18 protein-coding genes are annotated in these 23,783 nt (G+C 69.4%); 10 read left to right on the top strand and 8 right to left on the bottom strand.

All coding sequences use genetic code 11. The features are described from left to right. Positions 1-17: 17 nt before the first annotated feature. Both LQ566_RS04780 and LQ566_RS04775 read left to right on the top strand, forming a co-directional pair. Complete coding sequence (locus LQ566_RS04780) at positions 18-1,883, top strand: ABC transporter ATP-binding protein (RefSeq protein WP_231090455.1); 1,866 nt, start codon at positions 18-20, stop codon at positions 1,881-1,883. Further along, positions 1,880-3,691, top strand: coding sequence for an ABC transporter ATP-binding protein (locus LQ566_RS04775; RefSeq protein WP_231090454.1), 1,812 nt, complete (start codon positions 1,880-1,882; stop codon positions 3,689-3,691). Before LQ566_RS04780 ends, LQ566_RS04775 begins: the two co-directional genes overlap by 4 nt. Before the next feature lie 58 nt (positions 3,692-3,749). Here LQ566_RS04775 and LQ566_RS04770 read toward each other — a convergent pair whose 3' ends face one another. The 4 genes from LQ566_RS04770 to LQ566_RS04755 all read right to left on the bottom strand — a co-directional run bounded on the left by LQ566_RS04770 (position 3,750) and on the right by LQ566_RS04755 (position 7,708). Beyond that, positions 3,750-4,727 (bottom strand): putative endonuclease domain-containing protein, encoded by a 978-nt coding sequence (locus LQ566_RS04770; protein ID WP_231090453.1) that lies wholly within the window; start codon positions 4,725-4,727, stop codon positions 3,750-3,752. 229 nt (positions 4,728-4,956) lie between these two features. Further along, a complete protein-coding gene (locus tag LQ566_RS04765) occupies positions 4,957-5,409 on the bottom strand; it encodes a GNAT family N-acetyltransferase (RefSeq protein WP_231090451.1) in 453 nt (150 codons plus the stop codon). A gap of 148 nt (positions 5,410-5,557) precedes the next feature. After that, complete coding sequence (locus tag LQ566_RS04760; RefSeq protein ID WP_231090450.1) at positions 5,558-7,132, bottom strand: L,D-transpeptidase family protein; 1,575 nt, start codon at positions 7,130-7,132, stop codon at positions 5,558-5,560. 168 nt (positions 7,133-7,300) lie between these two features. Next, positions 7,301-7,708, bottom strand: a complete 408-nt coding sequence (locus tag LQ566_RS04755) for a RidA family protein (protein ID WP_231090448.1) — start codon at positions 7,706-7,708, stop codon at positions 7,301-7,303. A 64-nt stretch (positions 7,709-7,772) separates the two neighbouring features. Here LQ566_RS04755 and LQ566_RS04750 point away from each other — a divergent pair, with 64 nt between their 5' ends. From LQ566_RS04750 to nagB, 8 genes are all read left to right on the top strand, one after another. After that, complete coding sequence (locus tag LQ566_RS04750) at positions 7,773-8,978, top strand: alanine racemase (protein ID WP_231091378.1); 1,206 nt, start codon at positions 7,773-7,775, stop codon at positions 8,976-8,978. Continuing rightward, positions 8,969-12,160 carry a family 20 glycosylhydrolase gene (locus LQ566_RS04745; protein ID WP_231090446.1) on the top strand — a complete coding sequence of 1,064 codons (3,192 nt, stop codon included), beginning with the start codon at positions 8,969-8,971 and terminating at the stop codon, positions 12,158-12,160. Before LQ566_RS04750 ends, LQ566_RS04745 begins: the two co-directional genes overlap by 10 nt. Positions 12,161-12,577: 417 nt before the next feature. Then, the gene (locus tag LQ566_RS04740; RefSeq protein WP_231090445.1) at positions 12,578-13,762 is read left to right on the top strand and encodes an ROK family transcriptional regulator; all 1,185 of its coding nucleotides are present in this window, start codon (positions 12,578-12,580) and stop codon (positions 13,760-13,762) included. A 57-nt stretch (positions 13,763-13,819) separates the two neighbouring features. Next, on the top strand, positions 13,820-15,100 hold the full coding sequence (locus LQ566_RS04735; protein WP_231090444.1) for an extracellular solute-binding protein: 1,281 nt from the start codon (positions 13,820-13,822) through the stop codon (positions 15,098-15,100). A 68-nt stretch (positions 15,101-15,168) separates the two neighbouring features. Next, complete coding sequence (locus LQ566_RS04730; RefSeq protein ID WP_231090443.1) at positions 15,169-16,131, top strand: carbohydrate ABC transporter permease; 963 nt, start codon at positions 15,169-15,171, stop codon at positions 16,129-16,131. Continuing rightward, positions 16,128-17,090 (top strand): carbohydrate ABC transporter permease, encoded by a 963-nt coding sequence (locus LQ566_RS04725; protein ID WP_372459775.1) that lies wholly within the window; start codon positions 16,128-16,130, stop codon positions 17,088-17,090. Before LQ566_RS04730 ends, LQ566_RS04725 begins: the two co-directional genes overlap by 4 nt. Positions 17,091-17,187: 97 nt before the next feature. Then, positions 17,188-18,126, top strand: coding sequence for an ROK family protein (locus LQ566_RS04720; RefSeq protein WP_231090442.1), 939 nt, complete (start codon positions 17,188-17,190; stop codon positions 18,124-18,126). Further along, positions 18,119-18,901 (top strand): glucosamine-6-phosphate deaminase, encoded by a 783-nt coding sequence (gene nagB, locus LQ566_RS04715; RefSeq protein ID WP_231090441.1) that lies wholly within the window; start codon positions 18,119-18,121, stop codon positions 18,899-18,901. The genes LQ566_RS04720 and nagB overlap by 8 nt, the downstream gene beginning before the upstream one ends. 98 nt (positions 18,902-18,999) lie before the next feature. Here the strand turns inward: nagB and LQ566_RS04710 are convergent, their stop codons facing one another. The 4 genes from LQ566_RS04710 to LQ566_RS04695 form a co-directional block, all read right to left on the bottom strand. After that, positions 19,000-19,398 (bottom strand): NUDIX hydrolase, encoded by a 399-nt coding sequence (locus LQ566_RS04710; protein ID WP_231090440.1) that lies wholly within the window; start codon positions 19,396-19,398, stop codon positions 19,000-19,002. Next, entirely contained in the window at positions 19,395-20,798 is a 1,404-nt protein-coding gene (locus tag LQ566_RS04705) for an FAD-binding oxidoreductase (RefSeq protein ID WP_231090439.1), read from the bottom strand. The genes LQ566_RS04710 and LQ566_RS04705 overlap by 4 nt, the downstream gene beginning before the upstream one ends. 35 nt (positions 20,799-20,833) lie before the next feature. Then, positions 20,834-21,214 (bottom strand): YrdB family protein, encoded by a 381-nt coding sequence (locus LQ566_RS04700; protein ID WP_231090437.1) that lies wholly within the window; start codon positions 21,212-21,214, stop codon positions 20,834-20,836. A gap of 291 nt (positions 21,215-21,505) precedes the next feature. Beyond that, complete coding sequence (locus LQ566_RS04695) at positions 21,506-23,707, bottom strand: sigma-70 family RNA polymerase sigma factor (protein WP_231090436.1); 2,202 nt, start codon at positions 23,705-23,707, stop codon at positions 21,506-21,508. Positions 23,708-23,783 lie beyond the last annotated feature (76 nt).

The following is a 23,783-nucleotide window of genomic DNA, read 5'->3' as shown; positions in this document are numbered from 1 at the left end:
GACGTCCCTCAAGGATCATGTCTTCTTCCGCGCACTCTGCTGAACGTCTGTCAACCCCGCGCGCACTCGCGCGCCTGATTCCCTATGTCAAGCCGGTCGCCGGCCGCCTCGTCGGTGGTGCCGTCAGCGCCCTCGTTGGCGCCGTGATCGCGCTGCTCATCCCCGTCGCCCTGGAGAGCATCGTGCAGGGCCCCGTCGCCGGTGGCGACACCGTCGGTATCGTCGTCGGCGCCATCGTCGTGCTCGTCCTCGGGCTTGGCGAAGCGGCGATGGTGTGGCTGCGCCGCTGGTTCGTGCTGGACCCCTCCATGGGAGTCGAGTACGCCATGCGCACCGACTTCTACTCCAAGCTGCAGCGTCTGCCGGTCGCCTTCCACGACCGCTGGCAGTCCGGCCAGCTGCTCAGCCGCATGATGCAGGACATCGGCCTCATCCGCCGCTGGCTGGCCTTCGGGCTCATCCTGCTCGTCGTCAACATGCTCACCATCGTGATCGGCACCGTGCTGCTGTTCCGCTGGCACTGGATGCTCGGCGTCATCTTCCTCGTGTGTTCGCTGCCGCTGTGGGTGCAGGGCTACTTGTTCGACCGCAAGTACGGTGAGCTGTCCCGGCTCAGCCAGGATCAGGCCGGCGACCTTGCGACCAGCGTCGAGGAGAGCGTCCACGGCATCCGTGTGCTGAAGGCGTTCGGCCGTGGCAAGCACGCGCTCGGCAAGTTCGCCGGGCAGGCCGAGACTCTGCGCCAGACCGAGCTGCGCAAGGCCAAGGCCGACGGGAACATCTGGTTCTGGCTCGTGCTGATGCCCAACATCGCCTTCGGCGTGAGCCTGCTGGCGGGCATCTGGCTGCGCAGCCAGGGCGCCATCAGCGTGCCGGAGCTGTTCGCGTTCTTCGCCATGGCCGCAGTGCTGCGGTGGCCCATCGAGTCGATCGGCTTCCTGTTCTCGTTCCTGCTGGATGCACGCACGGCCACCGACCGCGTGTTCGAGGTGTACGACGAGCTCGACACGATCACCGATCCGGCCAACCCGGTCGAGATGCCGACCTCGCGCGGCGAGCTCGTGTTCGAGGGCGCACGCTTCCGCTACCAGGATGCCGGTGCCCACGAGCGTGACCTGCTCGACGGCATCGACCTGCACCTGCAGCCGGGGGAGACGATGGCACTCGTCGGTCTCACCGGCTCCGGGAAAACCACTCTCACGACACTCCCCACCCGTCTGTACGACGTCACCGGCGGCCGTGTCACGCTCGACGGCGTCGATGTCCGGGACCTCCGCCTACGGGATCTGCGCCGTCACATCGCGATGGCGTTCGAGGACGCCACCCTGTTCTCGGCCTCGGTGCGCACGAACGTGCTCCTCGGGCGTCCGGAGCTGGACCCGAACTCGGAGGAGGGCGAGCGCGTCATGCGTGAGGCCCTGGAGATCGCTCAGGCGGGCTTCGTGGACGACCTGCCGGACGGCGTCGAAACGGTGATCGGTGAGGAGGGGATGAGCCTGTCCGGCGGGCAGCGCCAGCGTCTCGCCCTCGCCCGCGCCGTCGCCGCCGCCCCGGCGGTTCTCGTGCTCGATGACCCGCTGTCCGCACTCGACGTGGACACCGAGGCGCTCGTGGAGGCTGCGCTTCGCCAGGTGCTGGCTCACACGACGGCGCTCATCGTGGCGCATCGTCCGTCCACGGTGGCGCTCGCGGACCGCGTGGCGCTCCTGGAGAGCGGGCGCATCACCGCAGTGGGAACCCACTCGCACCTGCTCGCCACCAGCGAGCACTACCGACATGTCATCTCCAGCCTCGAAGAAGCCGAGGCGGAGAAGACGGAGATCAGGAAAGCGCAGACCGGGATCATCGAGATCGTGGCTCAGGAAGCGGAGGTGGAGCTGTGAGTTCTGTCACCGGAACCCAGGGCGAAGAACGCATCGACTACAGCAAGGCGGAGAGCCGGGCGATCCGTCGCCGGTCGCTGCGCCTGCTGGGCTCGCTCATCAAGCCCACCCGTGGGCTCATCGTCCTCACCGCGATCGTGGTGGTGGCTTCGACCATCATGCAGGTCATCGCGCCCCGCCTGATCGCCTGGGGCATCGACGATGCGCTGCCCCTCGCGGTGGAGCAGGGCGACTGGAGCCTCGCATTCGTCGTCGTCGCGGTGTACATCGTGGTCGGCCTCGGCGGCGCCGCGCTGATCGGCTGGTATGCCGTGCTCGCAGCCAAGCTCACACAGGGCATCATGCTGGATCTGCGTAAGCGGATCTTCCTGCACACCCAGCGGCTGAGCCTGGAGTTCCATGAGTCGTACACGTCTGGGCGCATCATCTCGCGGCAGACCAGTGACCTGGACTCCATCCGGGAACTCCTGGATGGCGGGCTGAACCAGCTGGTGTCGGGTCTGCTGTATGCCGTGTTCACTCTCGTGATGCTCGTGACCCTGGACTGGCAGTCCGGCGTGGTGCTGGTGCTCGCCGGCATCCCGCTGTACCTCCTGATGCGCTGGTTCTACGCGCGCTCGCAGGTGATCTTCCGTGAGTCACGAGTGATCAGCGCACGCGTCATCGTCAAGTTCGTCGAGACGATGACCGGCATTCGCGCAGTGAAGGCGTTCCGCACCGAGCCGCGCAACGACACGGAGTTCAGCGGGCTGTCCGCGGACTACCGCAACGTCAACATGCGCTCGATGAAGCTGTACGGCACCTTCGATCCGGGCATGATGGCCATCGCGGCGATCACACTCGCCGTCGTCGTGCTGTGGGGCGCGTTGCGTGTGCCCGACGGGACCATGTCGGCCGGTGTGCTGCTTGCCGCGGTGCTGTACGTGCGGCAGTTCTTCGGTCCGCTGCAGGACGTCGCGATGTTCCTGAACTCCTACCAGTCGGCCACGGCTGCGCTGGAGAAGGTGTCGGGTGTGCTCGAGGAGACGCCGACCGTTCCGGACCCGGCGAAGCCGGTGGACCTCTGGGACGCTCGCGGGGAACTGGAGTTCGATGCGGTGACGTTCGGATACTCCGACGCCCGCACGATCCTCCCGGACTTCTCGCTGACCATTCCGGCGGGGGAGACGATCGCACTGGTGGGGACCACCGGTGCGGGCAAGTCCACGCTTGCGAAGCTGGTGTCGCGCTTCTACGACCCCACGAAGGGCGCCGTGCGCCTGGACGGCGTCGATCTGCGCGAACTGCACCCGAAGGATCTTCGTCGTGCCATCGTCATGGTGACGCAGGAGGCGTACCTGTTCAGCGGCACGATCGCGGACAACATCGCACTCGGAAAGCCCGATGCGACGCTGGACGAGGTCATCGCGGCGGCGCGCGCCGTCGGTGCTGACGGGTTCATCCAGGCGCTGCCGGACGGGTACGACACGGACGTCAACAAGCGTGGTGGCCGTGTGTCGGCGGGTCAGCGCCAGCTCATCTCCTTCGCCCGCGCCTTCCTCGCCGATCCCGCCGTGCTCATCCTCGATGAGGCGACGGCATCGCTCGACATGCCCAGCGAGCGGCAGATCCAGGACGCCCTGGAGACGCTGCTGGCCGACCGCACGGCGATCATCATCGCCCACCGCCTGTCGACGGTCGCGATCGCCGACCGGGTGCTCGTCATGGAGCACGGCCGCATCATCGAGGACGACACCCCCGAGGCGCTGATCGCCGGGACGGGCAAGTTCGCTCAACTGCACGCGGCGTGGCGGGAGACTCTCGTCTAGGTCGGTTTCATAGCGCGCAAATGGCTCCAATCCGCCGGGATTTGGAGCCATTTGCGCGCTATGAACGGCTCAGCGCTGCTCGAACACGGACGGCCACCAGCTCGGGGTGTTCCAGGAGAGGGGCGGTGATCTCGACCACCGCCCAGCCCGCGGCGCGCAGCCGAGCCGCTCGTTCGACGTCCTGCGCCCAGCTCTGCGCGTGCAGCATGCCGTGGTACTCCACGGCCACGCGCTCGCGGACGTAGGCGAGGTCGACGCAGGCGAGGAACGCACCGGATTCCGTGAAGACATCGACGTTCAGCTCGGGTTCCGGGAGACCCGCCTGCATGAGAGCGAGCCGCACCCGGGTCTCGCGCGGCGACCACGAGTCCTCTCGGATGAGCTCCAACGCCGTGCGGAGCCTCTCTGCGCCGGTTCGTCGCCCCGCGTCGAGCATCTGACGCAGTTCCTCCCGCGTGGCAAGCGGCTCGCGACCGGGATCCGGACGACCCCGTCCGTCTCGCCACCGACGGCAGAAGTGATCTCCGAGGGCGACGAGGTCGGTTACGGAAAGCATGCCGAGCGACGCCCAGGTCGCGGCGGGGGACGAGACGCGGAGCCCGTCGACCTCGGCGACCGCTGTGAGAGACAGGTACGAGCGATGCCCGACCACCCCGGCGGTTCGCGGCTGCGCGAGATGACCGAGCGCGGTCACGTGCAGAGCGGGTGTACCGACGGGATCTCCCGCGCCGTCGCGTTCCAGGGGCAGGGGCGCGTCCCAGAGCGAGGCCGCGGTCTGATGGCTGAAGCAATGGCCGGTGTGCAGGCGCGGCGCATAGTTCCGCGCAGCTGTTCGACGCTGCAGCCGCTGGCGTTCGTATGGCGACGCGGGCATCTGCGCCGGGTCTTCCGGGGAACCGTCGAGGCGCACGCCGTAGTACGGCGCGATGAGATCACCGCCTCGGAGCCTCGCGCGGCTGACCGCGTGCCGTCGGGCAAGAGCGACATCGAATGCGGCGCCGAGGCCGTCCGGCAGCGGTGTGGACCTTCTTCCCATGACATCCCTTTCGTCGTGCGCGACGTGCCCTCATCCGTCGGGAACACGAGCAGATCGGGCGCGCTGAGGGATCAGCCTGCCGCCGCGGGCCGCATGGGGCCACGCCCACGCCGCCAATCGGGACAACCCCCGTCGTCATGAGGGAGGGGGAGGAGCCGCTAACGGTTCATAGCGCGCAGATGGCTCCAAACCACGAGGGTGTGGAGCCATCTGCGCGCTATGAAAGTGATCAGACCTTGACGGTGGCGATGACCTCGCTGTACTCGGTCTCGCCCACCGGCGTGAAGCCGACGGCCGTGAAGAAGCGCTCCGGGCCGTCTTCGCCCGCTTCGTAGATGACGTCCACGTGGTCGAAACCGCGCTCAGCGGCGACGCGGCGCAGCTCGTCCACGGCGAAGCGACCGACGCCGCTGCGCTGGGCATCGGCATCGACGTTGATGCGCCACAACACCGACTGGAAGTGGGGCTCCGTGGCGTCGTGGTCGAAGTTGGCGCTCACGAAGCCGACCACACGGTCGCCGTCCAGCACGACGCGCTGCCAGGTGGTCTGCGGGTTGACGACAGTGGTGGCCAGGTCGTACGAGACCGGCGCAAGGAACTGCTGCTGCCCTGGCTTCAGGGAGAGGTTGTTGACCGCCACGATGGTCTTGGCGCCGAGTTCTTCCAGTCGCAGTTCGCTCATAGCCACAGGGTAGCCGCTACCACTGACACTTTGGGCCGGGTTGTTTCTGTGAAAGTCATCGGCTGGATGAGCGACCCGTGAACGCCCGGTGTTGCGACGAAGAACGGGCGCCGTCCGGAGAGGACGACGCCCGTTCCATCATCAGGACTCAGTAGTGGACGCTGACGCTCACGCCATCGGCTGCCCAGTTGTAGAGCCACAGCGCCTCGTCCTCACGCATGTTGATGCAGCCGTGGCTCATCGGCGTGCCGAAGTTGTTGTGCCAGTACGTGCCGTGGAAGGCCTCGTCGCCGTTGAAGTACATCACCGTGGGGACGTCCTTCGTGCAGTAGTCGTAGCCGTCGACACAGCCCATGTCCTGCATGGGGACGTGGGCGAAGATCGTGAACTCACCGGTGTGCGTCTCGTGACCGGCGGCACCCGAGGAGATGCTGAACGTGCGGATCGCCTTGCCGTTCTCGTACACGTAGGTGCGCTGCTCGCTGAGGTTGACCTCGATGTGGCGTTCGACCTTCGTGATCTCCGGCTGGGTCTCCTCGACAGGCAGAACCAGCTTGCCGTCGCCGGCGGCCACCTGCTGGGCGAACGCCGCCGCCAGCTTGGACGTGTCACCGAGCTTTCGTCCCGTGCGCGAGGGCTCGCCCTCCTCGACGAGATCGCCCCACTTGTTGACGATCTCGGTGCCGTTGACGGCCGCGCGATCGACCTTCTCGGCGAGCGTCGGCAGGACCTTCGCCAGCGCCGCCTCATCCACCTCGATGGTGAGCGCGCCGGAGTCGTCGATGGTGGGCTTCAGCCACGATGCGGCGGTGGCGGCGTCGACCGGCACGGTGCGCTCGTCGCCGACGTAGAAGCCGATCGTCGAGACCAGCCCGTTGAGCTTGTCTGCTGCAGCCTGAGCCGCCTCGGTGGAGACGGCGGGAGTGAGAGTCTCCGGCTTGGCCGACGCCTGAGCGACGGTCTTACCGTTCTCGAGCGCAGACTGCAGCGCGGCACGAAGGCCGTCCACATCGATCCCCGAGCCGTCTGCGGCGGGCTTCACGTGGTACGAGCCGTCGGCGAACGTCACCTCGGCATCCGTGGCCGCGACGAAAGCGTCGGGAAGTGCCGCGCGCAGTGCAGCCTCGGCCTTGTCCTCATCGATGGTCACGGCGCCGGTGTCTGCCGCCGAGTTCCAGGCGTCCAGCTTCCACAGCGGAGCGTCGCGGTGCGCGGCATCGGCCAGGGCGCCGGCGTCGATCGTGGCGCCGAGGTCGGCCGCGCTCAGCGTGACCTTCTCACCGTCGCCGGTGAGCTCGATCGTGGTGGAGGCCAGACGATCGGTGATCGCGTTGGCCGCAGCAGTCGGGGTGAGACCGCCGATCGGAACGCCGGAGGCGCTCACGCCCGGTGCGATGAGCGTGGTCGAGGCGATCACGAGTCCGGCGGCGACACCGGCGGCCGGCAGGAAGACCCACGGCCAGCGCCTGCGACGCTTCTTCGGCTCGGCGTCGACCCAGACGGCGACCGGGGTGTCAGCGGCCTGCGGCAGCGCTGTCAGCGTCGGCTCAGCGGCGACAGGTGCCGCAACGGTCTCGACGGCGACGGGCTCAGCCGCGTCGCCGTCCGCGGCGGCGGTGTCCGCACCCGACGCCGCGGTCGCGGCGTTCTCGCCCACGGTGGCATCGGCAGCAGTCGCGTCGTCACCCGACGTGGTGTGCTCGGGCTGATCGTGATCGGTCATGGCGGAACCCCCTGGTCATTCGTCGCCACGCCTATCGTAAGTTCGCACCACCCCCGTGCGGGGCTCACGCGTATCACGATTTCGCCACGTCTCGTGGCGGACGCCCCGGACAGGCACGAACGCCCGGAGCCAGCGGCTCCGGGCGTTCGTGATCTCGACGGGGTTCGTTCAGTCGGACACCACGGCGATCGCGTCGATCTCGACGAGCATCTCTTCGCGGGGCAGCCCCGTGAAGACGGTGGTGCGACTGGGCAGAACGCCCCCGGTGGTGTGCTTGCTGACGAACTCGCCGTAGGCGTCGTTCATGATCGAGAAGTCCTCACGCTTGGTGAGGTACACGCGCAGCATGATGACGTCGTCGAACGTGGCGCCGGACGCCTCGACGATGGCCTTGACGTTCTCCAGCGTGCGGATGGTCTGCGCGGCGACGTCTCCGGGGAAGAGGTACTCGCTGGTCGCGGGATCGACCGGCCCCTGGCCGGAGACCTGGACGATCGGGCCCTTGCGGACACCCTGCGAGAAGGTGTGGGCGGGGGCGGGGGCGTTGTCGGTGCGGACCTCGATCTTGGTGCTCATGACAGTAAGAATACGGGGCGCTGGCGAATTTGTTCGGCGTACTGCCTAAACTGATCCCGTGACGATGACTGTCCCCGATCCCGTTCTCGGTCCCTGGGCGAAAGCATTCCCCCCTCGCCTCTGGGGCTCCGCCCTCTCCGACGTCCACACCGCCCGCGCACGTCTCAGCGAGTTCATCACTCCCGTGCTGGTGCTGGGTACCGAAGCGCTCGGCCACAACGAGCGCACCGTCGCAGGTTGGGCCCGAGAGGCCGGCGTCCAGCTGGCGCCGCACGGCAAGACGACGATGTCGCCCGCGCTCTGGCAGCGGCTGCTGGCCGAAGGGGCGTGGGGGATCACTCTGGCCACGCCCTGGCAGGTGGAGCTGGCGGTCTCCGTCGGGGTGCAGCGCATCCTGCTGGCCAACGACCTCACCGACATCGCTGCGGCCACGCGGTTCTCGGAGCACGCCGCGCGCGGGGTGCGCATCGTGGTGTGGGCCGACTCGCCGGCCACGGTCGCGCGGTTGGCGCGGCACACCGGACCCGCGCCCCTCGAAGTCATGGTGGATGTGGGCGGCGCCGATGGGCGCACCGGCGCTCGCGGCTCCGACGCGGCGGTCGCGGTCGCCGAGGCCATCGCCGCGGAGCCGAACCTCACGTTTGCGGGTGTCGCGGGCTACGAGGGGCTGTTCGGCGCGACCCGCGAGGACGTCGCCGAGGTCGACGTGTTCCTGCGCGAACTGCTCGCGGTCCACGAGCGGGTCGCTCATCTGGTTCCCGGCCGCCCGATCCTCTCCGCGGGAGGCAGCGAGTGGCCGGACCGCGTCGCCGCCATTCTCGGCGGTCGATCGGACGCGGACGTCATCGTGCGATCCGGCGCCTACCAGGTGCACGACGACGGACTGTACCGGCGTGAGAGCCCCTTCGGCACCGCTGTGGGCGCAGAGCGGCTGCACTCCGCGATGCACGTCTTCAGCCGGGTCGTGTCCCAGCCCGAACCCGGTCTGGCGCTGCTCGACGCCGGACGGCGCGACGTCTCCTTCGACATCGATCTGCCGGAGGTCCAGCTCCTCGTGGGTCGCGGGCCACTGGATGCGCGCATCACGGGCCTCAATGACCAGCATGCGTTCCTGCGCACCGACGGTGAGGCCCCGGCGGTCGGCGAGGTCGTGCGTCTGGGCCTGTCCCACCCCTGCACGGCGCTGGACAAGTGGCGGGTGATCCCGCTCGTGGACGACCCCGATGCGGACGACCCCCTCGTCATCGGGGCGGTGGCGACGTGCTTCTGAACGAGATCGCGCTCAGCGCGGAGAAGGACGTCCGCGTGTATCGCGGAGCGACGGTTGTGGACGGGTCCGGAGACCCGCGATACGTGGCGGACGTCGCCGTCGAAGGCGCGCGGATCGTCGCGATCGGACAGCCCCTGCGACTGTCCGGGAACGCGGTGGAGATCGACGCCCGGGGCCTGGCGCTGGCGCCGGGATTCATCGACATGCACGCGCACAGCGACCTCGCAGTGCTGCGCGGCGCCGATCACGGCGCCAAGCTGCTGCAGGGCGTGACCACCGAGGTCCTGGGACAGGACGGGCTCGGCTACGCTCCCGTCGACGACACGGTGGCGGCGGCCGTAGCCGCGCAGATCACCGGCTGGAACGGCCCGATCGACACCGCCGCCATGCCCTGGCGATCGGTGGCGCAATACCGTGCGGCGATCGACGTCGCCACCGCCGGCAACGCCGCCGTCCTGGTCCCGCAGGGCAACCTCCGCATGCTCGTGGTCGGCCACGACCCGCGTCCCGCCACCGAACCGGAGATCGCGGAGATGTGCCGCATCCTCGGCGAGGCGATGGACGAGGGGGCGTTCGGGATGTCGAGCGGGCTCACCTATACGCCGGGAATGTACGCCTCCACCGAGGAGCTCATCGCGCTGTGCCGTGTGGTGGCCGAGCGCGGTGGCTACTGGGCTCCGCACACCCGCAGCTATGGGGGCGCGGCGCTGGACGCATTCCGTGAGGCGCTGGACATCGGCCGTGCCACTGGCTGCCCCGTCCATCTCACCCATGCGACGATGAACTTCGCGCCCAATCGCGGACGCGCCGGAGAGCTGCTCGCGCTGGTCGACGCGGCCATCGCGGACGGCGTCGACGTCACCCTGGACACCTACCCCTATCTGCCGGGCGCCACCACGCTCGCCGCTCTGCTGCCCAGCACGCTCTCCGCGGGCGGGGATCTGCTGGCGCGGCTGCAGACACTCACCCAGGAGGATCGCGAGTGGTTGCGCGTCCAGCTAGACGAGGTCGGCTGCGACGGGTTCCACGGCGAGGTCGCCGACTGGGCGGCCATCGAGATCTCCGGAGTGCGCGACCCGGCGAACGCCGGATACGTCGGCCGCACCATCGCCGACATCGCGTCCGCGTCCGGGGCGCGCCCCGTGGACGTCGTCATCGACCTCCTGGTACGCGACGAGCTCGCCACCGGCGTGCTGATGCACATCGGCGATGAGGCCAACGTGCGCGAGATCATGGCGCATCCAGCGCACACCGGGGGATCGGATGGCATCCTCATCGGCGGCAAGCCCCACCCTCGCGGATACGGCACCTTCCCCCGCTACCTCGGCCACTATGTGCGCGAGGTCGGCGTTCTCTCGCTGGAGGAGGCGGTCCGCCACCTCGCGGCGACTCCCGCACGGCGGCTCGGCCTGGATCGCGGTGACGCTCCCCGTGGTGTGATCCGGGTCGGCGCGACCGCGGATCTCGTCCTGTTCGACCCGGACGAGGTCATCGACGGCGCGACCTTCGCGGCGCCTCGTACCGCGCCGTCCGGCATCCGCGAGGTTCTCGTGGCCGGACAGGTCGTGGTCGCTGCGGGCGAGCTCACCGGCGCTACACCCGGCCGCGCGCTGGCGCATCAGCCCGCCGCGCATCGCGCCGTCGTTCCGCGCGTGGATGCGACGATCGATCCTCGTGGCGCGGTCTCTCTCGCGAACCTGCGCGTGGTCGCGGGGGAGGGACTGGACGCCGCCGTGTTGCAGGGCTTCCTCGACCGCGAGGGAGCGGCATCCGCGCCGGTGGACGTCCACGTCACGATCGCGGACCTCGCACCCGGTGCCTTCTCGGTGACCGTGGACGCGGAGGGGGTCCGTGTCGTGGGCGGCGATGCGGCGGGTGCGCTGTACGGCGTGATCGTCCTGGACCAGCTGCGCGAACCTGAGGACGTGTCGCATCCGGTGCCCTTCGGGTCGTGGAGCTCCGCTCCCGCATACGAGTGGCGCGGTCTCATGCTCGATGTCGCCCGTCATTTCCGTCCCGTGGAGGACGTGCTGCGCATCATCGATCTGCTCGCGCGTCACCGGATGAACGTGTTCCACCTGCACCTCACCGATGACCAGGGATGGCGGTTCGAGGTGCCCGGCTGGCCGCTGCTGACCACCCGCGGCGGCGTCCGATCCGGCACCAAGCACGGTCATGGGCCGCTCGCCCAGGTCGTGATGGGGGAGCACCGGGGCTGGTACACCGCCGCAGACCTGCGACGCATCGACGACTATGCCGCAGCTCGCGGCATCACCGTCGTGCCGGAGGCGGAGTTCCCCGGTCACGTGCAGGCCGCGCTCGCGGCCTACCCGGATCTGGGAAACCTCGACGCGGCTGCGGCGGAGGCCGAGCCCTGGCACAGTTTCGGTCTCAACCCGCACACACTGAACCTGGAAGAGGGCACGCTCCAGTTCGCGCGTGATGCGCTGGATGTCCTGATCGACTGCTTCCGTTCCGAGCTGATCGGCATCGGCGGTGACGAGGTGCCGACCGCGCAGTGGGCGGCCTCGCCGCGCGTGGGGGAGCGGATGGCCGAGCTCGGAATCGACGACACCCACGGTGTGCAGCCCTGGTACACGGCACAGCTCGCGGCGCATCTGGCGTCCCGGGGTCGTCGTGCCTTCGCCTGGGACGAGGTGCTCGCCGGTCCCACCCCGGACGGGGTGGTCATCGCGGCCTGGCGCGGACCCGTGGCGGCAGAGGTGGCGCTGGAGCGCGGCTTCGAGTGCGTCGCCTGTCCCGACATGATGCTCTACCTGGACTACCGGCAGAGCGAGAGCCTGGAGGAGCCGATCCCCGTCGGTCCCCCGCTCACGCTCGCCGGCGCGTGGCAGACACGGATTCCGGAGGGCTGCCTCGGCGGCCAGGCGAATCTCTGGACCGAGCACATCTTCTCGCGTGACCGCGCCGACTTCGCTCTGTTCCCGCGGTTGTCCGCAATCGCGGAACGACTGTGGCTGGGCGGTACGCCCGGTGACCTCGCCGAGTTCGAGTCGCGTCTGGCCGTGCAGTTGCGCCGTCTTGCCGCGTGGGGCGTCGCGTATCGTCCGCTCGACGGTCCGCGGCCGGAGCAGCGCCTCCCCGGCGTCCCCGGAAGCCCCCGGACCCTCGCCGAGCGGGAGGCGGTCGTGGCCGAGCTCGTCGCCGACCTGCGCCCCTAGCCCTCGCCGCTCGCACCGGGCGCCCCGGCGTCCGGCCCGAGCCTGGGCGCTGACCCTGGCGTCCGGCCCGAGCCTGCTGCTGACCCTGGCGTCCGGCCCCGAGCCTGCCGCCGACCCCGGCGTCCGGCCCGAGCCTGCCGCTGCCCCCGGCCTCAGGCCCGAGCCGCCCCCTCGCCGCGCGCAGGCATCCCTCACGCGACGCCGTCCGCCGCGAGACTTCCGTCCGCGGGCGAGAGTCGCTGCAACGCGCCGATTGCCGCCGACAGGCGGACGCCTCGCGAGACATGGGGTGGCGCGCGGGGACGACGACCGGGAGATGCGGCGAACCGTTCGGGGGTAACGAATGGGTAACAGAGGGCGGAAAACCAGGGGCGGGGTTGCGCCGGTGAATGTTCGTAAGGTGTACTAACAAACATCATGACTGCATCGGAAGCGCAGGGTCGCTCTTCTCAGGAGAAGGGCGCGCCCACCCGGGTCCCCCGCCTCGGCGGCGGCTCTCTGCGCGCCACCGGCAAGGTGCTCCCCGAGCACGCTCGTGGTCACAACCGTGCGCTCGTGCTGCAGACGCTGTTCCACGACGGGGCGATGAGCCGCGCCGACGTGTCGCGCCGTACCGGCCTCACCCGGGTCACGATCTCCGACCTGGTCGGCGAGCTCATCAACGACGGGTTCGTGGAGGAGAAGGGCGTGCGTGAGGCGGTGGGGCCCGGCAAGCCCGCGATGCTCATCGACCTCGCCCGCGACGCACATCAGATCATCGGTCTCGACCTCTCCGGGCCGACGCCGCTCACCGGTGCCGTGATCAGCCTCGACGGCCAGATCGTGGAGCGCCGCGAAGTGCCGGCACCCGCGCAGGGTGACGGCGCCACCGCGCTCGCCGCCGTCATCGGCCTCGCCCGTGAGCTGATCGCTGCAGCCACCGCCCCGGTGCTGGGCATCGGCGTGGGAACCCCGGGTATCGTCGACCCGGCCGGTGTGGTCCGATCCGCACCGAACTACGGCTGGACCGACCTCGCGCTGCAGCAGATTCTCGAGGACGAACTCGGCCTGCCCGTCGTCGTGCTCAACGACGCTAACGCCGCGGTCCTCGCCGAGCACACCTTCGGTCACGCCACCGCCGACACCCTCCTCGTGAAGGTCGGCCTCGGCGTCGGCTCCGGCCTGCTGGCCGGGGGTGAGCCGCTGCGCGGCAGCCACTTCGCGGCTGGAGAGATCGGTCACGTCACCGTCGGCACCGACGGCGGACCCCGGTGCGCGTGCGGCAAGATCGGGTGTCTCGAGGCGTGGCTCGCAGCCCCCGCGCTGCGTCGTCGGATGGCAGAATCCGACGATCCCGAATCCGTTCTGCGCGACGCGGGGGAGCGGCTGGGCATCGCCCTCGCCCCCATCGTCGGCGCGCTCGACCTGTCGGAGATCGTGCTCTCCGGCCCCACAGACCTGCTCGATGGACCCCTCAGTGATGAGGCCGCGAGCACACTCCGCAACAGGACGATGGCGCTGTTCCACGACAACGTCCTGCTGCGGATGACCGAGCAAGGATCCGACATCGTGCTGCGCGGCACGGCTGTCATGGTCCTTTCCTCGCGTCTCGGGGTGTCTTAGTTCGGACACCCCCGGCGGAGCGATCCGCCACACCCCACCACCAAGTAAGGAATCAAGATGAACCGCAAGATCGGAGCGGTCGCCCTCACCGGCGCTGCCGCACTCGTCCTCGCCGGTTGCGCCGGCGGAGCTGCCGACGCTGGCAGCTCCGCCGGTACCGGCGACGCAGCGAAGGGCGGCGAGCTGACCGTCTGGCTCGTCGGCACCGACACCCCCGATGAGGCCCGCACCTACCTGAAGGACACCTTCGAGAAGGAGAACGAGGGCTGGAAGCTCACCATCGTCGAGAAGACGTGGGCTGACACCAACGAGGCCTACATCGCGGCACTCAGCTCGAACGACGCCCCCGACGTGGTCGAGGTCGGCAACACGCAGGCCCAGGGCTTCATCGACAAGGGAATGTTCCTGGACATCACCGACCAGGTGCCCTCTCTCGGCGGCGACAAGCTGCTGCAGTCGTTCGTGGACCTGGGCTCCGCTGACGGCAAGACGTACGCGGTGCCGTACTACGCCGGCTCGCGCATCGTCTTCTACTCGCCGGAGATCTACACCGGCTCCGTTCCCGCCACTCTCACCGACTACGTGGCCGCGGGCAAGGCGATGAAAACCGACACCCGCTCGGGCATCTGGGCTCCGGGTAAGGACTGGTACAACGCCCTGGCGTATGTCTGGGCCAACGGCGGCGAGATCGCCGTGCAGGACGGCGACACCTGGGACGCCCAGTTCGCCAGCGAGAAGTCCGTTGCCGGCCTGACGATGCTGCAGGACGTCTACAAGAACGCCAACGTCGCGCCGGCGGACGCCGACGAGACGGGCCCGCAGGTCGGCTTCTGCGCCGGGGAGACCGGGTTCCTCTCGGCTCCGTCGTGGGTGCAGTGGTCGATCAAGGCCGCATCGGACAGCGACAACCCGGGCTGCCCGGACACGTTCGGCAAGGACCTGCAGGCGTTCGCCCTTCCCGGCATGAAGGCCGGAGAGGCCGCCCCGGTGTTCGCCGGCGGCTCCTCGCTGGCCGTCGCCACCAAGTCGGACGCTCAGGAGCAGGCCAAGAGCGCCCTCGCCATCCTGCTCTCGGACGGCTACCAGAAGATCATGGCCGGCAACGGCCTGATCCCCGCACTGACCTCGCAGGCCCAGTTCCTGCCCGAGGACCAGATCACGCAGGAGGCTGCCAAGGCCACCGCCGCCTCGCGTGCCGTTCCCGCCTCGCCCAACTGGGCCGAGGTGGAGAAGTCCCTCGTCATCCCCGACGCGCTCGTGAAGATCGCCAAGGGTGAGGACGTCAAGACTGTTGCGGAGAAGCTCGATAAGGACATCGAAGCCATCCTCAACAAGTAAGCCGGAAAGGGCCCTGGGACCACACACCCGGGGCCCTTTCTGTCTGGAAGGGACTATTTCGCATGAGCGTGGCTGAGATCACAGCGAAGCGCCACCGGCGCCGCTCCGCCCCCGAGCCGGATCCTCGCACCCGCGCGCGCAAGCGCCGCGAGGCCCGCAACGCGTGGGCACTGCTCGCACCCGCGATCGTCCTCCTCGGAGTGATGGTCGGCTACCCGGGTGTGACGATGGTGACGAACTCGTTCACCGACTTCAGCATCAAGAACAAGATGCTGGACACCCCGGCAAACTTCGTCGGGCTCGACAACTACATCAAGGTCCTCACCGCCAGCGATTTCCCGATCGTGCTCGTGCGCAGCCTGCTGCTCATGGCCGTGATGACCGCCTTGATCATGGTGATGGGCACCCTGATCGCCGTGCTGATGACGCGCCTGTCGCGCGGCTTCCGCACCCTGGTCGCCGTCGGTCTGCTGCTGGCGTGGGCGATGCCTCCGCTGTCGTCCACGGTCGTGTTCAGCTGGATCTTCGACACCCAGTACGGCGTGATCAACGCGGCGCTGAACGCGATCACCGGGACCACGGCGTTCACCAACCACTCCTGGCTGATGAACCCGTTCTCCTTCTTCACCGTGCTGACCTTCATCGTGGTGTGGATGGGCATCCCGTTCGTCGCCTTCACGGTGTACGCGGCCCTCGGCCAGGTGCCCGGCGAGGTGCTGGAGGCCGCGGCTCTGGACGGCGCGAGCGGACTAAACCGGTTCCGTCTTGTGGTCTTCCCGTACCTGCGTTCCGTGATGATGGTGGTCTTCATCCTCCAGGTCATCTGGAACCTCCGCATCTTCACGCAGGTCTTCGCCCTGCAGGGACGCGGTGGCACGCCGAGCGAGACGAACGTGCTCGGCACCTACATGTTCCGCCTCGGAGCGGACGATTTCGGCATGACGGGCGCCATCGGTGTGCTGATGGTGATCATCCTCATGGCCATCTCGTTCGGCTACATCCGCAGCACCCTGAAGGAGGAGGAGAAGTGAGCACCGCCACTCTCGCCCCCGAGCAGAGCGCCACGCGTGCCGTGGTGACCAGCCCGCAGCCCGGCCGCGCCTCCCGGCCGGTCAAGGCCGCGAAGGAGAACCAGAACACCAACCTGCCGCGCCGGCGCAGCACCCGCGTGGTGCTGAACATCGTGGCGGTCGTCGTGTTCGTGTTCAGCGTGTTCCCGGTCTACTGGATGGTCAACATGTCGTTGACGCCGTCCAACCAGATCGTCAGCCGCACACCCAGCTGGCTTCCCCTGAACGGCACGTTCCGCAACTACGTCGCGGCGTGGTCCAAGCCCGCAGCGGCGGGTCAGACGGACTTCCCGCACGCGCTGCTGTCCTCGCTCGCGGTGACCATCCCGGTCGTGATCGTGACGCTGCTGATCGCCTTCCTCGCCTCCATCGCGCTGTCGCGCTTCCACTTCAAGGGACGCTGGGGCTTCATCGTCACGGTGCTCATCGTGCAGATGATCCCGGGTGAGGCGATGATGTTCACGATCTACGCGATGATGGACGACGCGCACCTGAAGAACCTGCTGGGTCTGTCGATCGTCAACGTCGCCGCTGTGGTGCCGTTCACGATCTGGACGCTGCGCGGATTCGTGGCCGGTGTACCCGCCGACCTCGAAGAGGCGGCGATGATCGACGGCTGCACCCGCACCCAGGCGTTCTGGAAGATCACCTTCCCGCTGCTGGCGCCAGGGCTCGTGTCCACGGGCATCTTCGCCTTCATCCAGTCGTGGAACGAGTTCACCATGGCGATGCTGTTCCTCGAGGGGTACAACCTCACCCTGCCGCCGTGGCTCAACTCCTTCCAGTCCGCCACGGAGGCGACCAACTGGGGAGCGGTGATGGCGTCCTCGACGCTGATCGCGCTGCCCGTGGCCATCTTCTTCCTGCTGGTGCAGGGACGAATGGCCAGTGGCATGGTCTCGGGCGCGGTGAAGGGATGAGGGCCGCGCCGGCGTACGCATGCCCGGGCGGGGAGCAGTGAACGAGTGACGGAAGTCAGCAGTGACGTGTCAGGAGCAGTGAAGGGATGACGCGATCGTGAGAGTCGGGCTCGACGTCGGCGGTACGAAGATCGAGGCGGTCGCGCTCGGCGATGACGCGGCGGACAGTGCCGCGATCATCGGCCGGGTACGGCTGGCCACCACGCCGGGAGAGGCGGGGGTGGTCGCATCGATCGCGCAGGCGCTGTCGCAGCTGACGACGCAGCTCGACGTCGCACTCGACGCCATCACGTCGGTGGGCATCGGCATCCCGGGGATGATCGAGCCCGGCACGACCATCGTGCGGCATTCGGTGAACCTGGGCGTCGAGGAGCTCGATCTCGGTGCGGCTCTGCGAACGGTGCTGCCGGCGCGGGTGCGCGCGGACAACGACGTGAAGGCCGCGGCCGTGGGCGCGTACGCGCTCCGCGGCGGCCTCGGATCCATGGCTTATCTCAACCTCGGCACCGGCGTGGCCGCGGGGATCATCCTGGACGGCGAACTGCTGGGCGGCGCGCGCGGCGGTGCGGGGGAGGTGGGACACCTGAGCGTGGACCCGCAGGGCCCGCGCTGCCGCTGCGGCCAGCTCGGCTGCGTCGAGGCCTACGTCGGCGGTGCCGCCCTCGCCGAGCGCTGGGGCGCCACGGATCCGTACCCGGTACGTCACCTGTTCGATGCGGCCGATGCCGGTGATCCGCGTGCGATCACCCTGCGCGACGGCGCCGCCTTCGGGGCCGCCGCCGCGGTCCGATCACTGATGCTGTCGGTAGATGTGGAGACCGTCGTGATCGGGGGAGGGCTGTCGGCGCTGGGCGACCGGCTCCTCACCCCGATCCGCGAGCGTCTGCGCATCGAGGGCGAAACGTCTCCGTTCCTGCACTCGCTCGAGCTGGGTGCCAGGATGGAACTGCTGCCTGCCGGATCCCCGGCGGCGGCCCTGGGCGCGGCGCTCATCGGCGCCGACGAAATGAGAGAAGGAGCGCTCACGCATGGCTGAAGTCGTGATCGTCGCTGACAAGAAGGCTGCGGGGACCCTGGTCGCCGCCGAGATCGTGCGGCAGATCGCCGCGAAGCCCGGCTACGTGCTGGGTCTCGCGACCGGATCCACCCCGCTTCCGGTGTACGAGGCACTGACGTCGGCGGCCGCCGGCGTGGACCTGTCGCAGGTGCGCGGGTTCGCGCTCGACGAGTACGTGGGAATCGATCCCGCGCACCCGGAGAGCTACCGCAGCGTCATCACCCGCGAGGTGGTGGAGCCGCTGGGACTGAACCCCGAGCTCATCCACACCCCCAACGGCTCCCTGGAGGGCATCGAGCACGCCGGCGCCGACTACGAGGCCGCTATCGCGGCAGCGGGCGGCGTGGATCTGCAGATCCTCGGAATCGGCACCACCGGTCACATCGGCTTCAACGAGCCCGGTTCGTCCTTCGCCTCGAGCACCCGGGTGAAGACGCTGACCGAGCAGACCCGCATCGACAACGCCCGCTTCTTCGACGGCGACATCTCGCAGGTTCCCATGCACTGCATCACGCAGGGCCTCGGGACGATCCAGCGCGCGAAGCACCTCGTGCTGCTCGCGTTCGGCGAGGGCAAGGCCGAGGCGATCGCCGGAGCCATCGAGGGACCGGTGTCATCCGCGTGCCCGGGTTCGGCGATCCAGCTGCACCCGCACGTCACCGTCGTGATCGACGAGGCGGCGGCATCCCGCCTGGAGCACGCCGACTACTACCGCTACGCCTACGCCAACAAGCCGGCGTGGCAGGGACTGTGATCCGGCGGCGCTAGCCGCGACAAACCCATGCACGTCCGGGGCACCCTGCAACGCGGGGCTTCCTGGACGTGCATGGGTTTTCCCGTGACGGTGGGTGATCAGCGCTGCGGCCACGCGAGGGGGAGCAGAACCTCGGTCGACAGCGGCGCCAGGGGCACCTCGGTGTCGGGGGTGATCCACAGCGCCTCGGCGATCTCGGCACGCGGGGATACGCCTGCCGGGTCGATGGTCAGGGCGAACGCGTCGGCCACCACGGTGTGACCCGGCTCGTTGGCCGCCACAGCGCGGTGACGTCCGAGCGGACGCAGCTCGTGCACCGTGGTCTCGATCCCGAGTTCCTCGTTCAGCTCGCGCACCGCGGCTTCGGCCGCGCTCTCGCCGGGCTCCGGCTTCCCGCCGGGCTGCATGAAAGTGCTCGTGCCGTTCTTGCGCACCACGAGCGCTCGTCCGCTCTCGTCGGTGATCAGCACAGCGCTCACCAGGATCTCGGGGGTCATCTCTCTCCTTCATCGGTCGACGTGTGCTCGGGCCTCGCATCGGCGAACACTGCTCCGGGAGCGAGGATCCCCAGCGGGTCGAACACCCTCTTGATCTCTCGCTGAAGCCGCCACTGGCGATCCCCGAGCTCCTCACGAAGCCACCGCGCCTTCAGGATCCCGACGCCGTGCTCACCCGTGAGCGTCCCGCCCAGCCGCAGGGCGCTACGGAACAGCTCGCCGGCGGCATCCCAGACGCGGGCGGGCACCTCAGGACCGTCGAAGATGAAGTTGGGGTGCAGGTTCCCGTCTCCCGCGTGAGCCACGACCGGGATGAGGAGGTCGTAGTCGCGCTCGATCCGTGCGATCTCGTCGAACATGTCGGCCAGTCGTGACCGGGGCACCGAGACGTCTTCGATGAGTGTGGTCCCCCGTGCCGCCATCGCGGGATGCATGCTGCGGCGGATGCGCAGGAGCTCCGCGCCCCGAGACGGATCTGCGGTGACCTCCACGACGGCGCCGTGCCGGCGGAGGACGCCGGCGATGGCATCGGCCTCGGACGGCGCGGACGCGCCATCCGTCTGCGCGGTGACGTGGACCGTTCCCGCGGGCGGGGGGACCAGGGCGAGCAGCTCGTGCACGGCCCGGACGCTGTGTGCGTCCATGAGCTCGAGGATGGCCGGCTGGATGCCCGCAGCGGACACTGCAGCCGTGGCGGCGGCTGCGGAGCGCACATCGGTGAACACCGCCGACACCGTGCACACCGCTCCTGCCACCAGCGGGCGGAGCTTCAGCGTGGCGCCGACCACCACGCCGAGCGTCCCCTCGGAGCCGATCATCAGCGCGGTCAGATCGTAGCCGGTCACGCCCTTCACGGTGCGATGACCGAAGCGGACCAGTTCGCCATCGGCCAGCACCACGTCGACACCGAGGACCGCGTCGCGGACGACACCGTACTTCGCGCACAGCAGTCCACCTGCACCGGTGGCGATGTTGCCTCCCACAGTGGAGATGTCCCGGCTCGCGGGATCCGGCGCCCACCACAGCCCGTGCTCGGCGAGGGCGGCGTTGAGATCGGCGTTGATGATGCCCGGCTCCACCACGGCCAGCTGATCCTCGGGGCGGATCTCGCGGATGCGGTTCAGCTGCGTGAGGGACAAGCAGATGGTCCCGGCTCCCGCGAGCCCCGCGCCGGCGAGCCCGGTTCCGGCGCCACGGATCACGACGGGTGTGCCGGTGCGGGTGGCGATACGCATCACGGTCTGCACGTCGGCCACCGAGCGTGCGTGCACGACGGCGAGGGGAGCGGCGGGGGCGCGGTGGCCGGAGCGGTCCGCACGCGCAGCATCGAGCGACGTGGGGCGCAGATCGACGGCGGCGCCCAGGGCGTCCTGCAGCAGCAGGACGACGTCCGCCGTCATGCGAGCCCGCCCGCGGCCGCGTGCGTCATGAGACGTCAGGACAGCGCGCGGCGTCCGGCCACGACTCCGGAGGCCACGGCCACGACGGCGTACGCGATGCCGATGATCGACTGCCCCATGTCCCACCACGCCAGCGTTCCCGCGGCGAAGATCAGCAGCTCGATGAGCACCCGCACAAACGGATGAACGCGGATGACGGCGCGCGGCGAGACGAACAGTGCCCACACCAGCAGGGCGACGACAGGAGCCGCGATGGCGATGATGAGGTTCCACGGGAACGTCCACATCAGCGCGCCCCACAGCACGAAGGTCGCGAGCGTGGCGATGATCACGACGACGCGGATCAGATCCAGCGGGGTGAGCGGCGCGCGCGTCCCGGGGGCGAGCTCGGCTGCGGGCTGCGGGGAATCGGACATGACTCCAGTCTACGAGGCTGCGACTCCGGGTTTCCCGCGCCACCATCGTCGCGCGGGTGCTGTGCCTGACATGGTGGCGCGGGTGCTGCGCCTGAGACGGTGCGCGGGTGCTGCGCCTGAGACGGTGCGTGGGCGCGCCGCTTGACCGTCGCCTCGCCGATCGGCGCCAGCGAGCTGAAGGACTTCTCGTTACACACTGAGCGGGTGCGTCGTCCACAGCCAGAACGCACTCTCGGCACTGGTGTCCGGCGAGCGGAGTGCAAGGAATCCGCCGTCGCTCAGGTCACGAGGTCAGTAGAGCTCGTCCCACTCACGGGCCGTGTGCGTTTCGCTGCGCCCGACAATGTTTCCCCCGAGCAGCGAGACGAAACCGATCTGCGTGTCATCGATGTTCGCCGCGGGAATTGTGACAGCGACCCCCACGCAGAACACCCACGTCTCTGTGCCGGTCGGGCACGCGTTCCAGAGAACTCCGGTAACGTCTCCCTGCTCTCCATCGATCAGCGGGCGGATGTCCTGTCCGAAGCCCCCGTCGAAGTACACCACGACCGTCAGCTCGTCCAGGCCAATCTCTGTGATCGACGACAGGAGAGCCGGCATGTCAGCAGGGCTGGCCGTGGGGCTCGGCGTGGGCTCGGGTGTGAGCGTGGGTGTCGGGGACGGCTCGATCGTCTCCGTGGGAGTTGGCTCGGGAGTGGGCCCAACCGTCGAGGTTGGCCCAGGCGTGGGCGTCGCGGTCGGAGTCGCGGTCGGAGTGGGCGTCGGTGACACAGTCGGTGACGGCGTCGGCGAGGCTGTTGGCTCCGGGGTGGGAGTCCGCGTCGGCGTGGGCGTCGGGCTGGGCGACGACGTGGGCGTCGGGCTGGGCGACAGCGTCGGTGTCGGGCTCGGGGTGAGGGTCGGCGTCGGCTCCGGCGATGCGGGCGGCGTGGGCGACGGCGGTACGGGAGTCACGGTCGGTTCCGGGTCCACCGTCGGTTCGGGGGCCACGGTCGGTTCCGGATCCGCGGTCGGCTCCGGGGCGGCGGTGGCAACCGGCGGCACGGACGGGATCGGCGTGAGCGAGGTGAGGGGCGTGGGAGCCGTGGTGGGCGTCGCGGTGGGGCTCGGCGGCAGTGTGGGCAGATCGCTGGGCGTGGGCGAGGACGTCGCGGCGAGGGCGGGGGAGGCGGACGAGTCGTCCACGCTCACATCCAGCCCGCCGCCGTCCTGGCTGCTGCCCGCGGCCTCCTGCTGCGAGGCGGGGGGCTGAGACGAGAGCACCGTCCCGGCCACCGCGGCTCCAGCGATGAGCACACCGGCCGCGGCGATTCCGACGATGGTCGCGATGCCCGTGGCGGATGAGGCTCCACCCGCGGCCCCGGCACCGCCACCGGCACCCGCTCCGCCGCTTGAGCCGCTGCCACCCGACGCCACGCCTCCGGCGCCCCCGGATGCCGCGCCGCCGGCGCCGCCCGCACTGGGGGCGCTGCCGATCGGGATGACTCCCGCACCGGCGCCGCCCGATCCGCCGCTCGCCGACGCCACGACAGCCGATACATCGGCAGCGGGGACGGGGTGGAAGGCTCCGGCCGCGGAACCCCCGCCGGACGCGCCCGCGATCACACCGCCATGTGCCGCACCGCCGTGCACCACGGCCGCCGGCATCGCGGGGGCGATGGTGGCGGGCAGCGCTGGCGTCGCGCCCGCAGCCAGCGCGGCAACGGCCGTCCCGCCGCCCTGCAGGGTGGCGAGGTATGCGGTCGCACCGGTGGCGCCGATCGTCAGCGGAAGCAGCACGAAGGCGAGTCTGTGGGAGACGTTCTGCGCTTCCTCGGCGACGATCGTGCATCGCGCGCAGCCGGCGAGGTGGTCCTGCACCTTGCTTCGGTCGCGGTTGCTGATCGTCCCGCGCGCGTAGGTGCCGAGGCGTTCGATGACCCACTGACAGGGGGAACCGTCGTCAAGACTGGCGAGGTGTGCCGTGATCCACGCCTCGCGGAGACCCTCACGGGCGCGCGCTGCGAGCTGGGCGACCGCCATGGGCTTCATCCCGAGCAGCGGAGCGACTGCCGCGGGCTTCATCTGCTCGATCTCGGTGTACCAGAGCACCTCCTGCCACCGGGTGGGCAGGCTGCGGAAAGCACGATGCGTCAACCCGCGATCCAGCGCCTCCTCGGCGGCCTGATCCGTGGTGTGCGGATCGGCGACAGCGTCCAGGTCTTCGATCGGGGAGTCGTTCTTGGCGCGTCCCCAGCTGGCAGCGGCGTTGCGGATGCTGGAGAACAGGTAGGCGCGAAACGCCCCCGTGGGTCCGCCGCCGCGGCGGATCGCCTGGAAGATGCGGGTGTACGCCTCCTGCACGAGATCGTCGGCGTCGATCTTCGTGGTGATCGAACGGGCGACGTGCATGCCTGCCGAGTAGTGGCGCTGCCACAGTTCGCCGTAGGCTTCCGTGTCCCCCTGGCGGGTGCGCTCGACCAGCGTCGTATCGGGTACGACGTCGGGCGTCACAGAATCTTCAGGGTGCACGGTGGCTTTCGTTCGGGGCGAAATAGGCCGGCTACCACACGGCCATTGGGATATTCTC

Origin of the sequence: Microbacterium nymphoidis (genome assembly GCF_021044885.1) — a bacterium.
Classification (GTDB): Bacteria; Actinomycetota; Actinomycetes; order Actinomycetales; family Microbacteriaceae; genus Microbacterium; species Microbacterium nymphoidis.
This window is presented reverse-complemented; position numbering and strand designations above follow the sequence as displayed.